This is a genomic window from Massilia sp. CCM 8734 (assembly GCF_011682155.1).
Taxonomy (GTDB): domain Bacteria; phylum Pseudomonadota; class Gammaproteobacteria; order Burkholderiales; family Burkholderiaceae_D; genus Telluria_A; species Telluria_A rubra.
This window is the reverse complement of sequence record NZ_WHJI01000019.1, coordinates 114,421-127,392: the sequence shown is the minus strand read 5'-3', so window position 1 is coordinate 127,392 and position 12,972 is coordinate 114,421. Positions and strand designations below refer to the sequence as shown.

Annotated in this window: 14 protein-coding genes; 4 read left to right on the top strand and 10 right to left on the bottom strand. The window is 64.5% G+C overall.

The genetic code is table 11. The annotated features are described in order from the left end of the window. Positions 1-355: 355 nt before the first annotated feature. From F2P46_RS18785 to F2P46_RS18745, 9 genes are all read right to left on the bottom strand, one after another. Positions 356-583, bottom strand: a complete 228-nt coding sequence (locus tag F2P46_RS18785; protein WP_166892889.1) for a hypothetical protein — start codon at positions 581-583, stop codon at positions 356-358. Positions 584-685: 102 nt separating this feature from the next. Further along, complete coding sequence (locus F2P46_RS18780) at positions 686-1,120, bottom strand: nuclear transport factor 2 family protein (protein WP_166892886.1); 435 nt, start codon at positions 1,118-1,120, stop codon at positions 686-688. Next, a complete protein-coding gene (locus F2P46_RS18775; protein ID WP_166892884.1) occupies positions 1,117-1,884 on the bottom strand; it encodes an SDR family NAD(P)-dependent oxidoreductase in 768 nt (255 codons plus the stop codon). Before F2P46_RS18775 ends, F2P46_RS18780 begins: the two co-directional genes overlap by 4 nt. After that, positions 1,881-2,429: a DUF3833 domain-containing protein gene (locus tag F2P46_RS18770; RefSeq protein ID WP_166892880.1), complete on the bottom strand. Its 549-nt coding sequence runs from the start codon at positions 2,427-2,429 to the stop codon at positions 1,881-1,883. Before F2P46_RS18770 ends, F2P46_RS18775 begins: the two co-directional genes overlap by 4 nt. Before the next feature lie 17 nt (positions 2,430-2,446). Continuing rightward, a complete protein-coding gene (locus F2P46_RS18765; RefSeq protein ID WP_166892877.1) occupies positions 2,447-3,682 on the bottom strand; it encodes an MFS transporter in 1,236 nt (411 codons plus the stop codon). Beyond that, a complete protein-coding gene (locus F2P46_RS18760; protein ID WP_166892874.1) occupies positions 3,679-4,221 on the bottom strand; it encodes a chalcone isomerase family protein in 543 nt (180 codons plus the stop codon). Before F2P46_RS18760 ends, F2P46_RS18765 begins: the two co-directional genes overlap by 4 nt. A gap of 1 nt (position 4,222) precedes the next feature. Further along, positions 4,223-5,455, bottom strand: coding sequence for a cyclopropane-fatty-acyl-phospholipid synthase family protein (locus tag F2P46_RS18755; protein ID WP_166892872.1), 1,233 nt, complete (start codon positions 5,453-5,455; stop codon positions 4,223-4,225). Continuing rightward, entirely contained in the window at positions 5,452-6,258 is an 807-nt protein-coding gene (locus F2P46_RS18750; protein ID WP_166892869.1) for a DUF1365 domain-containing protein, read from the bottom strand. The genes F2P46_RS18755 and F2P46_RS18750 overlap by 4 nt, the downstream gene beginning before the upstream one ends. Next, positions 6,245-7,543, bottom strand: a complete 1,299-nt coding sequence (locus F2P46_RS18745; RefSeq protein ID WP_166892912.1) for an FAD-dependent oxidoreductase — start codon at positions 7,541-7,543, stop codon at positions 6,245-6,247. The genes F2P46_RS18750 and F2P46_RS18745 overlap by 14 nt, the downstream gene beginning before the upstream one ends. Positions 7,544-7,845: 302 nt before the next feature. On the opposite strand from F2P46_RS18745, the gene F2P46_RS18740 reads away from it, so the two are divergent. From F2P46_RS18740 to ftsX, 4 genes are all read left to right on the top strand, one after another. Next, on the top strand, positions 7,846-8,787 hold the full coding sequence (locus F2P46_RS18740) for a MerR family transcriptional regulator (RefSeq protein ID WP_166892866.1): 942 nt from the start codon (positions 7,846-7,848) through the stop codon (positions 8,785-8,787). A 109-nt stretch (positions 8,788-8,896) separates the two neighbouring features. Next, entirely contained in the window at positions 8,897-10,054 is a 1,158-nt protein-coding gene (gene ftsY / locus F2P46_RS18735) for a signal recognition particle-docking protein FtsY (protein WP_166892863.1), read from the top strand. Positions 10,055-10,060: 6 nt separating this feature from the next. After that, complete coding sequence (locus F2P46_RS18730) at positions 10,061-10,735, top strand: cell division ATP-binding protein FtsE (RefSeq protein ID WP_166892860.1); 675 nt, start codon at positions 10,061-10,063, stop codon at positions 10,733-10,735. Next, positions 10,732-11,652 carry a permease-like cell division protein FtsX gene (gene ftsX, locus F2P46_RS18725; RefSeq protein ID WP_166892857.1) on the top strand — a complete coding sequence of 307 codons (921 nt, stop codon included), beginning with the start codon at positions 10,732-10,734 and terminating at the stop codon, positions 11,650-11,652. The genes F2P46_RS18730 and ftsX overlap by 4 nt, the downstream gene beginning before the upstream one ends. Positions 11,653-12,055: 403 nt before the next feature. Here the strand turns inward: ftsX and F2P46_RS18720 are convergent, their stop codons facing one another. Then, a complete protein-coding gene (locus F2P46_RS18720; protein WP_166892855.1) occupies positions 12,056-12,841 on the bottom strand; it encodes a PEP-CTERM sorting domain-containing protein in 786 nt (261 codons plus the stop codon). Positions 12,842-12,972: the final 131 nt, after the last annotated feature.

Here is a 12,972-nt window from a genome sequence, read left to right as displayed (position 1 = left end):
AGTTTCTTAGCAACTTCTGGAAACTTGGGTTCCCGCCGTCGCGGGAACGACGATGTGTCTGTGTAACGACGACCGTGGCAGGCCGGGGAATTGGGAATTACTGCGAACTAAGCAACTGCGCCTGCGGATTTGATTACCCCGAATGCGACCTTGGAGACGATTCGCAAGACGGCGGAAGCGGCGAAAGCGGCGAAAGCGATCAAGTAATCAAGGAAGCGCTACCCGCAAAACCGTCGTTCCCGCAGCGGCGGGAACCCAAGTTTCTTAGCAACTTCTGGAAACTTGGGTTCCCGCCGTCGCGGGAACGACGATGTGTCTGTGTAACGACGACCGTGGCAGGCCGGGGAATTGGGAATTACTGCGAACTAAGCAACTGCGCCTGCGGCAGCAGTTCAAGACCAAGCTCGGCCGGCAGAGGCAGCGGGCGGTCATAAGCACTCTTGGCTTCGGTTACCGGTGCTGTAAAGAAACATGCCACGGTGGCGATAAACGCCAAACCAATGACATTGCGTATCCACATCGACCCCGCCACATGAATTGTCTCCGGCGAAATCAACAAGCTGAAATTGTCTGGGCTTTTCACACTGCCTCCTGTCATAGTTTTGTAATAATTTATACCCTTTTTCGATAAAAGCCTAGTTAATCTTGCGTCGGATTGATGCATATGTGGGTCAGTCCATACAGCCTATTTATTTGCTGCCCGCTTGAGCCAGCGCATCACACTTCCGAGTATCGGCAGCTTCTCGTAAAGCTCCTCGGCGGCATCCCAATAATCCCGATGCAGCATCACTGCCCCGCTCGCATCAAAGCGGATCCGGGTCGCGCCGCGAATGCATTGCGGCGCCGTGGAAAAGCGCTTCATCCGAAACAGGAACTCCCACGTCAAAAAGGCATCGTCGCCCTGCAACACGGTTGACGTCACCACAAACCGCGGCTGCTCGACCTGCTCGAACATATGCTCGAAGATGGCGACGATCGGCCCGGCCCCGCGCACCTCGTTGAACGGATCCTTGAACTGCGCATCGGGCGCGTAGATCCGCCCGATGTGGGCGCGCAGCGACGCGCCTTCGATGCTTTCGTAAAAGCGCACCAGCCGTGCCAGCTCCGGCGCGCGGTTCATAATCCGGTCACCTTGTGGATCAGCCAGAAATACAGGCGGTACGGCAGCAGGCGCGCCAGGCGCATGCTGTTGGTGAAGCGCTTAGGAAAATGGATATGAAAATGGCCACGTTCGATCCCGTCCACCATCGCATACGCGGCATCGGCGGCGCTCATCAACGCCGGCATCTTGAAGTCGTTACTGGCCGTGAGCGGGGTGTCGACAAACCCCGGATTGATCTGGTACACCGCGATCCCGCGCAAGCGCAAGTCCAGGTACAGCGACTCCGACAGATTGATCAGCGCCGCCTTGGTCGGGCCGTACACCAGCGCCTTGGGCAGCCCGCCGAAACCGGCCACCGACGCGACAATGCCGATTGCGCCGGCGCCCTGCCTGAGCAAGACCGGCAGCGCCACGTCCAGGCAATTGAAGGCGCCGCGCAGGTTCAGGTCGATCATCCGGTTGGCGGCCGCCAGGTCGATCGCGTCCGCCCGCATCTCGTTGTAGCCGCCGGCGACGATCAGCACCAGGTCGACGCCGCCCCACTCGGCCACGATGCGCTGGCAGGCCGTGTCCACGCTGGCCCGATCAAGCACATCGAGCGCCAGCGCCAGCGCGCGCGGCTCGCCCGCCACCAACTGTTCCAGCTTGTCGGCGCTGCGCGCGGAAAACGCCACGCGCGCCCCCAGGTCGAGCAACAGGCGCGCCGCCGCCTCGCCGATCCCGGTCGAGGCGCCGATCATCCACACGCGCTGCCCGCGCCACTCCTTGATGCGCGGGTTCATTGCGGCGCCGCGCCCGTGCGCTTGGTGAACGACAAGGTCACGCTGCCCAGGTTCACGCCGAACTTGCTCATCGCCGTGCGGTTCAACATGACCTTGTCGTCGATCAGGAACATCCAGTCGTCCATGTCCATGTTAATCACCTTGCCGTCGACCGGCAGCGCCAGCACGTACTGCCAGCGCAGCGCATTGCCCGACACGGTACCGCGCGCGGTGCCGACGACATCCGCCGCCGTGGCGCTGAAGGTTCCCGGCCCGGTGCGGGTCAGGGTCCAGATGCGCTTCTGGCGCGTGCCGTCCGCGTAGACAAAATCTTCATCGAGCACGCCCGTGTCGCCATTCCAGGTGCAGCGCATCTGCACCACGAAACGCTTGATGACTTCGCCGGAGCGGTCCTGGAACATGCCGTGCGCGTCCAGGGTGCCGTTGAAGTACTTGGTGATGTCGAGCGCCGGGGTCTGTTTTGCATAGGTTTCGGGCGTGGGCGTGCTGCAGCCGGCAATGGCCAGCGCAAGGGCGCCGGCGGCAAAGATCTGGTGGAGTTTCATGGGCTATCCTTTGGTGATTAACAGTGACGAAGCGGCGCGCGCCACAACATGGCGGCGGCCAGCAATTTGAGGGCGCACGGCAGCAGCGCGTAGGCCGCCGCCAGCGCGGTAGTGCCGCCGCCCGCGCCGGGCACGTAGCCGAGCCACGCCAGCAGCGGAAGGGCGATGCCGGCGGCCAGCGCCAGGGTCATTTGCACGCCCCAGTTCCACACGCCGAAGTAAGCCGCTTCGCGTCCGCCCGCATGACCGGCGCCGGCGATCACGCCGGCCAGCAGCGCCGGCGGCAGCGCCAGGTCGGCCCCCAGCGCCAGCCCTGACAGCAGGCAGATGACGCCGAAGGCGATGCTCGCGCCCGCGCCCAGCCCGAACGCCCAGACAAAGACGGCGGCCGCCAGCAGCATGCCGCCGGCCCACGCGCGCGCCTCGCCGAAGCGGGCGGCGGCGGCTATCCACAGCGGCATCGAGCAGGCCGCCGCAGCGAAGTAAATGATCAGGAACAGGGACGACATGGCCCCCAGCTTGAGCCGGTCGGCCGCGAAAAACAGAAACAGCGTGGCCGGAATCGACGAGGCGACGCCGTTCACGATCAGCACCGCGAACAGGGCGCGGAACGGCGCTTGACGAAACGGCGCGGCCATGGCGCGCCAGCCGGGCCGCGTTTCCAACGCCGCCTTGACCAGCGGTCGCGGCGAACGCGCCAGCAGCAGCGCGCCGCCCGCCGCCAGCGTGGCGCCGAAGGCGAGACTCAATGCGTCGTAGCCGGCCGCGCCGGTCACTGCGGCGGCCAGCACCACGCCCGCCAGGCCGCAAGCTTCGCGCACGCCGGTCACGCGCGCGCGTTCGAGCGGGGCTTGCGTGAGCGCCGCGCCCCAGCTCTGGTGCGCGATGGTGGCGATGCTGAAGCCCAGGTAGACCAGCATCAGCGTGCCGAGAAACCAGGCCATGGTCGCCAGGCTGCCCAGCGCCGGTGGATGGAACAGCGCCACAAAACCGGCCAGCAGCAGCGGCAGCGCCAGCGCCACGTAGCGCGCGTAAGCGCCCTGCCCGCGCTCGATCCACCAGCCGAGCAGCGGGTCGATAAAGGCGGCGGCCACGCGCGCGGCCAGCAGCACGGCGCCGATCAGCGCCAGCGACAGGCCGGCGCGCCCGGCGTAAAACTGGGGCAGGTAAACATAGATCGGCAACGCGACCATCGCCAGCGGCAGGCCGAACAGGCCGTACGCGAGCAGCTTCGCCAGCGACAGGCGGCTCATCGCGGCGCGGCGTCTTTGAGCAGTGCCGTACGCAGCGCGCGCGCGCTGGTGGCGGGATCGAACCAGATGCCGAAAAACGCGCGCGCGAATTGCTGGTCGGGCACCGTGGCCAGCGCCTTGCCATCGAGGTAGAACCGTGCGCCGGCGCCGGGCAGGAACACGCCGCTGATATGCGTGCCTTCCTTTACATCCGGGAAAATGGTCTTCATGGTGGCCAGCCACTGGGCGCGTTGGGCGGGCGTGCCGGCGCCGGTTTTTTCCATCTGCCCGGCGCTGGCCTCGGCGATCTTGACGCCATCGAGCTTGCGCGCGTAGCGCAGGTCGAGCACAAACGGCGCAGCAAAGGGAGCGTCGGGCCGGTAGCCCTTCTCGCCCACCCACAGCTCGGCCTCGTAGATCGCCAGTCCGAACCAGGTAAAGGTGCCTTTGCCGGCCACGCGCGCCTGCGCCAGGTGTTCTTCGATATGGCCCGGCGCGGCGCCGGCGGACTTGACGACCATCAGCGCACAGGCGGACAGCAGGAGCTGGCGGCGCCGCATCTCAGGCTTTCGTCAGGGTGAAGTGCATGACGTCGGTGTTCTTTTCACGGAACGCGGCCTCGCAGTAGCACAGGTAGAACTCCCAGGTGCGGATGAAGCGCTCGTCGAAACCCTGCGCGCGCACCTCGTCCAGGCGCGCGTGGAACGCCTGGCGCCATTCAACCAGGGTGTCGGCGTAATCGATGCCGAAACGGTGTTGGCTGGTCACGCTCAAGCCATGTTCGAAGGCCATGCGCTCGAACACCGATGGTGACGGCAGCATCCCACCCGGGAAGATGAACTGCTGGATGAAGTCCGTGCCCTTGCGATAGCGCTCGAACAGTTCGTCGGCGATCACGATGGTCTGGATGCAGGCCCGCCCGCCCGGCTTGAGGTTGCGCGCGATGCACTCGAAGTAGCTTGGCCAGTAGCTCTCGCCCACCGCTTCGAACATTTCGATCGAGGCGATCGCATCGTACTGGCCGTCGCTGTCGCGGTAGTCGCACAGGCGCAGGTCGGTGTTGTCCGCCAGGCCGGCTTGTTCCAGGCGCGTTTTGGCGTAGGCCAGCTGCTGCTCCGACAGGGTCAGTCCGGTGACGTGCACCCGGCCGTCGCGCGCGGCCAGTTCGGCGAAGCCTCCCCAGCCGCAACCGATTTCCAGCACCTTCTGGCCGGGCGAGACCTCCAGCTGGTGCAGGATGCGGCGGTACTTGGCCTTCTGCGCCTGTTCCAGATCGCGCCCACTGGCCTCTGTATACAAGGCGCTCGAATAGGTCATCGACGGGTCGAGCCACAATCTGTAGAACGCGTTGCCGATGTCGTAGTGCGCGTGGATGTTCTTGCGGCTGCCGGACTTGCTGTTGCTGTTCAACAGGTGCTTGATGCGGTACGCCAGGCTGCCCCACCAGCTGCCGTAGACCAGCGTTTCGATGGCGGCGCGGTTGCGCGCCAGCAGCGCGATCAGGCCGGTCAGGTTGTTGGTTTGCCAGTCGCCGCCGATATAGGTTTCGGCAAAGCCGATGTCGCCCGAACGCAGGGCCGCCGAAAAGCAGTTCCAGTTGTTCAGCTCCAGCAGTACCGGCACCGACGCGTCGCCGTAGTGACGCTGCGCGCCGTCCGGCGTAATCAAGGTCAGCGCGCCGTGTTTCAGGTTCTCGAGCAGCTTGAGAATGACTTTGGCGGACGACGGCGCGGGCGTGGCGGCGCGCAGGCGCGGCGCGGCCGGAACAAGCGATGGCAGGGATTGGGAGCTCATCGGGTTACCTTATGTTGGGGTGGAGTCGGTTTGGAAAAGAACGGAACGCGCCGCAGCCACAGGCGCAGCGCTTGAATATGGATGCGCGCCACCACGCCGGCCGTCATCAGCGGAAAGCCGAAGAAGGCGCGCGCCACGCTGGCGCTGGTGATCGGCGCGGCGCTGCCGGACAGGCTCGTTCGCAACAGCGCGCCGTCGGCGTCGTCGTAGTCGATGCAGGCCAGCGTGCTCTCAAGGGCCCGGCCCTCGTTCATGCGCAGCAGGTGGGTGAAGCGGAAGCGGTAGCCGCCCTGCACTTCGCAGAACGGCGAGACGTGGAACACCTTGCGCGCATGCAGTTCCTGGCCGTTGGCGATGTCGGCGCCGGTATCGAGCAAATAGAAGTGGCGTTCGCCGAAGGTATTGCGCACGTCGCACACCAGCGCGCGCAGGGCGCCGTCGCGCCGGTGGCAAAACCAGAACGAGACCGGATTGAACACGAAGCCGAGCACGCGCGGCATGGTTTGCAGCCAGACTTCGCCATCGGCGTCGAGAATGCCTTCCTGGCGCAGCAGGGCGTCGATCCAGTCGACCAGCGGGGCCTTGCCGTCGCCATGGTCGGCGTCGGAAAACGACAGCAAATTGAAGCGGTTGCGCGAGAACAGCGCGCAGCCGAAGCCCTGCGCGGCCATCGCGCGCAGCGGCAGGCGCACGTAATACGTGGCGTAGGCGAAGGCGTTGAACACGGGCCGCAGGCGGGTGTGGCGCACCTGGCCGAAGCACAGCTGCGCGCGCGGCTCGGACGCGGGCTCAGGCCGCCGCATGCTGCGTGCCCTGCATCAGGCGCGTCAAGGCGGCGGCGGCGGCCAGGCCCGACTTGAGGCCATCTTCATGAAAACCATAGCCGGTCCAGGCGCCGGCGAACCAGGTGTTCTGGCGGCCCTGGAAGAGCGCCAGGCGCCCTTGCGCGGCCACGGCGGCGTCGTCGAACACCGGGTGCGCGTAGTCGAACGACTTGATGATGCGCGCCCGGTTCGGCTCGTCGATCGGGTTGAGCGAGACGATCACCGGCGTCTTGAAGGGCAGCGGCTGCAACTGGTTGAGCAGGTAATGCACGCATACCTGCGGCGTGGCCGACGCCGTGCTCTGGTAATTCCAGGCCGACCAGGCCTTGCGGCTGCGCGGCAGGCAGCTCGCGTCCGTGTGCAGCACGGCGCGGTTGGGCTGGTAGCGCACCGCCGACAGGACCGAGCGTTCGTCTTCGCGCGCGTCGGCCAGCAGCGCCAGCGACTGGTCGCTGTGGCAGGCCATGACGACATGGTCGAACTGTTCGCTGTCATTGGCCGTATCGACCCGCACCGAACGCGCGCCGCCGGCCGGATTGCGCGTGACGCTTGTTACCGGCGTGCCGAGGCGGCGCTGGGCAATCGCGGCCAGCAGCTTGTCGACGTAATTGCGCGAGCCGCCGCGCACCGTATGCCACTGCGGGCGGTCGCTCACCTGCAGCAGGCCGTGGTTGTGGCAGAAGCGGATGAAGGTGGCGACCGGGAAGGCCAGCATCTGCTCGGATGGACACGACCAAATGCAGGCGGCCATCGGCAGCAGGTACCAGGCGCGGAACTGCTCGCTGTAATGGTGCTGGTCGAGGAACTCGCCGAGCGACATGGCCGGCATGCTGTTGGCCGTGGCCAGGCTGGTGGCCTGGCGATTGAAGCGCAGGATGTCGCGCACCATGCGCAAAAAGCGCGGGCGCAGCAGGTTGCCGCGCTGGGCGAACAGGGTGTCGAGATTGCTGCCGGCCCATTCCAGCACGCGCGCGCCGGCTTCCGGCCCGAGCGGCAGCTTGACCGAGAACGACATGTCGCTCGGCGCCGTTTCCACGCCAAGCTCGGCGAACAGGGCGATCAGATGCGGGTAGGTACGCTCGTTGAACACCAAAAAGCCGGTGTCCACGCCGTGCGTGACGCCGTCCAGGGTCACGTCCACGGTGTTGCTGTGGCCGCCAAAGTAGGTCCCCGCCTCATACAGGGTCACCTCCGCCCCGCCATGGACAAGCCGGTACGCACACGACAAACCGGAAATCCCCGCCCCAATCACTGCTATCTTCATCATATCCACCTGCTTTCTTGTTTTGTCTAGGACAAACTAGCCACCTGACGGATAATCCGGCAAATAATGAAGGATGTCAACGCTTTGTCCATGACAAACTGAGTTAGTATGGATTTATACGCACCGGGTAGGAAATTGGATTCAAGAAATGCGATTTCGTACGAAGCTGCAACAGCACGAGGCATGGCATCATGTCGGGCCTAGTATCCGGCATGAAAACAAGCTGATACAAAGAGTAGTTTTTTGTATATCATTTCAACTTACAATCAGGGCGATGTCCTGAACAAACCATGAATGCGACAATGAGCCAAGCATCGACCACTGCCGTTTTCAGCAGCATCAGCGATGTTGAACGGGACACCGGCGTCCCCAAGGAAACCCTGCGCGTGTGGGAACGGCGCTATCACTTTCCGCAGCCGCAGCGCGACGCCAACGGCGAGCGCCTGTATCCGCTCGACCAGGTGACGCGCCTGCGGGTGGTCAAGCGCCTGCTCGACATGGGCTACCGGCCCGGCAAGATCATGCACTTGAGTACCGATGAGCTGAGCGACATGGTCAGCAAGTCCGGCACCGGCTCGATCGCCGGCGACGCCGACGACCCGGTGCTGCGCCAGTGCCTGGCCATGATCAAGGCGCACCAGATGCACGAGCTGCGCCAGAAAATGGCCCAGTCCCTGCTGCAACTGGGGCTGCGCCGCTTCGTGCTGGAACTGGTGGCGCCCCTGACCACGCTGGTCGGCGACACCTGGGCCGCCGGCGGCCTGGCCATCTTCGAAGAACACCTGTTCGCCGAAATGTTGCAAAGCGTGATGAGAAACGCCATCTTTTCGGCCAACCAGCAGGTGGGCCAGAGCGACGCCACCCCGCGCATCCTGCTCACCACCGTGCCCCAGGAGCGCCACGGACTGGGCCTGTTGATGGCCGAGGCCCTGTTCGCGCTGGAAGGAGCGCACTGCGTCTCGCTGGGCGTACAGACCCCGCTGGCCGACATCGTGGAAGCGGCACGGGTGCAGCGCGCCGACATCGTGGCGCTGTCGTTTTCGAGCGTGATGTCGCCGCGCGCGGCGGTCGACAATGTGATCGCGCTGCAAAGCCGGCTGGGCGAGCGGGTGCAGGTGTGGGCCGGCGGCAGCTGCGCGGCGCTGGCGCGGCGCCAGCTCGGGCCGAACCGGGTGCTCGACCTGCACGATATCGATGCGGCGGTGGAACGCTGGCGGGCGCAAAACACGGCCGTTGCGAGTTAGGCAGTCCGGCCGGGGAAACCCCGCCCTGCTCTGGTAAAATACGCGGCATCGATTTCGTCGTGCCCGGCGCCGCCGGGCATCAGCATGCTGCGCCCTCCACCACATTCCCATGTTTAGTTTTTTTAAGAAAAAACCACCCGCTCCCGATCTTCCGCCGCCAACGCCCGCAGCTCCCTCTCCGCCCGCACCAGCCGTGCCAGTCACGCCCGTGGCCGCCGCCGTTGCCGAGTCGCCGCCCGCCGCCACTCCCGTCCCGGCGCCAACGCGCCGCTACGGCGCCACCTCGACCTTCGTGGCGCCGCCCGTGCCGGCCTTCGGCACCGAACTGATCGCCGAAACCGCCGAACGCCTCGGCAACGACGCCGACAGCAAGAGTTCCTGGATGGCGCGCCTGAAAGCGGGCCTGTCCAAGACCTCCAGCAACCTGAGCCTGCTGTTCGTCGGCGCGCGCATCGACGAAGACCTGTACGAGGAACTCGAAGCGGCGCTGCTCATGTCCGACGCCGGCATGGACGCCACCGATTACCTGCTCACCGAGCTGCGCCGCAAGGTCAAGGAAGACAAGCTGACCGATGCCGCCGCCGTGAAAGCGGCGCTGAAGGTGCTCATGACCGACATGCTGCGCCCGCTGGTCAAGCCGCTCGAACTGGGCCGCCACCAACCGCTGGTGATGATGATCGCGGGCGTGAACGGCGCCGGCAAGACCACCACCATCGGCAAACTCGCCAAGCACATGCAGAAGTACGAGCAATCGGTGCTGCTGGCCGCCGGCGACACCTTCCGCGCCGCCGCGCGCGAACAATTGATGGTCTGGGGCCAGCGCAACAACGTCACCGTGATCGCCCAGGAGTCGGGCGACCCGGCCGCCGTGGCCTTCGACGCGGTCCAGTCGGGCAAGGCGCGCAAAATGGACGTGGTCATGGTCGACACGGCCGGTCGCTTGCCGACCCAGCTGCACCTGATGGAAGAACTGAAAAAGATCAAGCGCGTGATCGGCAAGGGCATGGATGGCGCCCCGCACGAAGTGCTGCTGGTCATTGACGGCAACACCGGCCAGAACGCGCTGGCCCAGGTCAAGGCCTTCGACGACGCCCTGCAACTGACCGGCCTGGTCATCACCAAGCTCGACGGCACCGCCAAGGGCGGCGTGCTGGCCGCGATCGCCCGCACCCGCCCGATTCCCGTGTACTTCATCGGGGTCGGCGAAAAAATCGAAGACCTGCAACCGTTCAGCGCCGACGAATTCGTCGAGGCGTTGCTGGGATAAGCATTCATGATCGAATTCCGGCTTGTTTCCAAGACCTACCCGGGCGACGCCATCGCCCTGCGCGAAGTAACCCTAAACATCGCCCGCGGCGAACTGGTCTACCTGGCCGGCCCGTCCGGCGCCGGCAAGTCGACCCTGCTGAAAATGATCGCGGCCATGGAACGCCCCACCTCGGGCAGCGTGCTGGTCAACGATCAGGATATCGGGCGCATGAAAAACGCCAGCCTGCCCTACCTGCGGCGTAACCTCGGCCTGATTTTCCAGCAGCAGCGCCTGCTGACCGACCGCTCGATCCTGGCCAACACCATGCTGCCGCTGCTGGTGACCGGGGCCTCGAAGGCCGAGGCCGAACTGCGCGCCCGCGCCGCGCTCGAGAAAGTCGGACTGGAAGCACGCGCGCTGGCGCGCCCGCTCGAACTGTCGGGCGGCGAGCAGCAGCGCGTGGCGATCGCGCGCGCCATCGTCAACCGCCCGCAGATCATCCTGGCCGACGAACCGACCGCCAACCTGGACCGCGCCAGCGCCGACAAGGTGCTCGACGCCCTGCGCGCCTTTCATTCGGTGGGCGTGACCTGCCTGATCGCCACCCACGACGAACTGGTGCTGTACGACGCCGCGCGCCAGAACAGCGCGCGCGTGATCCGGCTCGACCATGGCGCCGTGGTGGGAGACGCCACATGAAGCGCTGGTTCCGCCAACACAGTTTCGCCATCGGCTCGGCGCTCGGCCAGCTGGGCAAGTCGCCGCTCAGTTTCCTGTTCAATGTGATCGTGGTGGCCATCGCGCTCACGCTCCCGTTCGCCGGACTGACCCTGCTCGACAATGTGCGGCCGATGTCCGAGCAGCTCTCGGTCGAGCCCGAAATCAGCGTGTTCGCCAAAGCCGAGACCACGCGCGCGCAGGCGCTGGCCATGGAACCGGCGATCCGCGCCATCCTGGCCGATCCCAAGTCGCGCATCGTGTTCGTGCCGCGCGAACAGGCGCTCGAGAGCTTGAACAGCAAAACCGGGCTGACCGACGTGCTGGCCACCCTGGGCGAAAATCCCCTGCCAGACGGCTATGTGCTCAAACTCGACAGTTTCCGGACGGTGAGCGAAGCGGGCAGCGTCGACGCCATCGCCGCGCGCCTGCGCACCTTGCCGGGCGTGGACGCGGTGCAGGTCGATTCGGCCTGGGTCAAGCGCCTGGCCGCCCTGCTGCGCGTGCTGCGCCTGATCTTGCTGCTGCTGGCCGTCACGCTCGGGATGGTGGTCATTGCGGTGGTGTTCAATACGATCCGCCTGCAAGTGCTGACCCAGCGCGACGAGATCGCCGTGAGCAAGCTGATCGGCGCGACCGACGGCTTTATCCACCGCCCCTTTTATTACACCGGCGGCTTGCTGGGCTTGTGCGCCGGCGCGGTGGCGCTCGGCGCGGTGACCTTGTCGCTGCAGCCGCTCAATACGGCCATCGGCGAATTCGCGCGCCTGTACGGCTCCTCGTTCCAGCTGGCGCCGCTGAACCCGGTCTTCATGGCGCTGCTGCTGGCGGTCAGCGCCGCGCTCGGCCTGGCCGGGGCGGTGCTGTCGGTGCGCAGGCACCTGGCGCGCCTGCGCTAAGTCGAAGAGAACCAGAAAAGCAAACTTCGCTCAAAGCGGCTGGTCAAATGCGGAAACGCATGCTGGGAGGATCCCATGGTCAGACGAACAGCCCGTGCCGCGCCGAGCTCAATTGCCGTCGCCAGGGGCGACGTATGCGATACCGCTTCCGGAGAAATCCCGAGGGCTACTTGAGCAATCTGGAGGAAATGTGTGGCAAGCTAAATTTGCCATCATAGAAAAAAACCGCATGGCTTTCGCTCACACGGGTCTTTCTCTTATAACGAGCCTGACGATAACAGGAGCTTGCTGTCTAAAGAGCAGGAAAAACGCACTTTCAAACTATTTAACGCGACAACTACCTTGACACGCATCGAAGGTACCGTTGAGAAAAAACAGTGTTTGGAAGCAGGCAAGGACGTCTTTATCGCCCCATCCGACTGGCGCGGCGGCTTGCAAAACCGGCAATGCCGAGTCCGGCCAGAAGCATCATCCAGGAAGACGGTTCCGGTACCGCGCCCGCCGAGTCGTAGAGAAAACTCCTGGCATTTGCCTCCACGAAATTTGTGGTGCTGTAGGTGTAGCCATTCGATACGGTGAGTTGAAGCCGCTTCATATAGCTTGGCCCTGACTCTGAATACCAGCTTCCCCGATCTGTTAGGTGTTGCCAGTTGCCTTCCAGATTAGTTCGTGCCCCCAAGCCGCCGTCCGAAATACCCCCGGGTATACCTTGCGTTCCACCGCCGCTAAGGTCGGCGGAAAAAATCACAGCCGTATTGGGTGACAATATGAAAGGAATCGAGCCAGTCGACGATTGTGCAGTCCAGCGCGAGGGGCTTTCCGTACCCGGTGCCTCTGTGGCGGACGTCACCGACGTGTGCAGTGTCAGTTCCTTCCCCAGTGTGCCAGTGACGCTGGCCGATCCGCTGCCGTGCAGCTTGGTCATGCTCACGGATAAAGGTTCGAGCAGGCGGGTTCCGCGTGCGGATACCTCATCGTAAACCTGCCGTGCTGGAATGTCGCCGAGCACATAGACCGTGGAATCCATGCGGTGCCCTGCAGGCGCTACGGCTTGCCAGCTCAGCGATGCCACAACCCCGTCGTCGGGATTCAGATCAATCAACTGATATGAAAAATTGGAAATGGTGCTCGTGGCCGTCATGTGGGCGCTGGCCGCGCCGGATGCCAGACCACAGATGAGTCCAAACATGCACGTCTGCTTCAACATCATGCCTCCTTGAAATTAACTTAGAGACAATTTTACGTTAAAAGCCACATAAAAAGCGGGTTTTTGCAGCGTGAGCGGCTCTAAAAGGCGCAGACGAAAAAGAAAAAAATGGC

Bases quoted from the DNA above. Each gene is read 5' to 3' on its own strand.
- ftsX (WP_166892857.1), top strand. From the start codon at position 10,732: ATGAAGCGCTGGTTCCGCCAACACAGTTTCGCCATCGGCTCGGCGCTC.
- F2P46_RS18760 (WP_166892874.1), bottom strand. From the start codon at position 4,221: ATGCGGCGCCGCCAGCTCCTGCTGTCCGCCTGTGCGCTGATGGTCGTC.
- F2P46_RS18750 (WP_166892869.1), bottom strand. From the start codon at position 6,258: ATGCGGCGGCCTGAGCCCGCGTCCGAGCCGCGCGCGCAGCTGTGCTTC.
- F2P46_RS18730 (WP_166892860.1), top strand. From the start codon at position 10,061: ATGATCGAATTCCGGCTTGTTTCCAAGACCTACCCGGGCGACGCCATC.
- F2P46_RS18770 (WP_166892880.1), bottom strand. From the start codon at position 2,429: ATGAAACTCCACCAGATCTTTGCCGCCGGCGCCCTTGCGCTGGCCATT.
- ftsY (WP_166892863.1), top strand. From the start codon at position 8,897: ATGTTTAGTTTTTTTAAGAAAAAACCACCCGCTCCCGATCTTCCGCCG.
- F2P46_RS18720 (WP_166892855.1), bottom strand. From the start codon at position 12,841: ATGTTTGGACTCATCTGTGGTCTGGCATCCGGCGCGGCCAGCGCCCAC.
- F2P46_RS18755 (WP_166892872.1), bottom strand. From the start codon at position 5,455: ATGAGCTCCCAATCCCTGCCATCGCTTGTTCCGGCCGCGCCGCGCCTG.
- F2P46_RS18765 (WP_166892877.1), bottom strand. From the start codon at position 3,682: ATGAGCCGCCTGTCGCTGGCGAAGCTGCTCGCGTACGGCCTGTTCGGC.
- F2P46_RS18740 (WP_166892866.1), top strand. From the start codon at position 7,846: ATGAGCCAAGCATCGACCACTGCCGTTTTCAGCAGCATCAGCGATGTT.
- F2P46_RS18745 (WP_166892912.1), bottom strand. From the start codon at position 7,543: ATGAAGATAGCAGTGATTGGGGCGGGGATTTCCGGTTTGTCGTGTGCG.
- F2P46_RS18780 (WP_166892886.1), bottom strand. From the start codon at position 1,120: ATGAACCGCGCGCCGGAGCTGGCACGGCTGGTGCGCTTTTACGAAAGC.
- F2P46_RS18775 (WP_166892884.1), bottom strand. From the start codon at position 1,884: ATGAACCCGCGCATCAAGGAGTGGCGCGGGCAGCGCGTGTGGATGATC.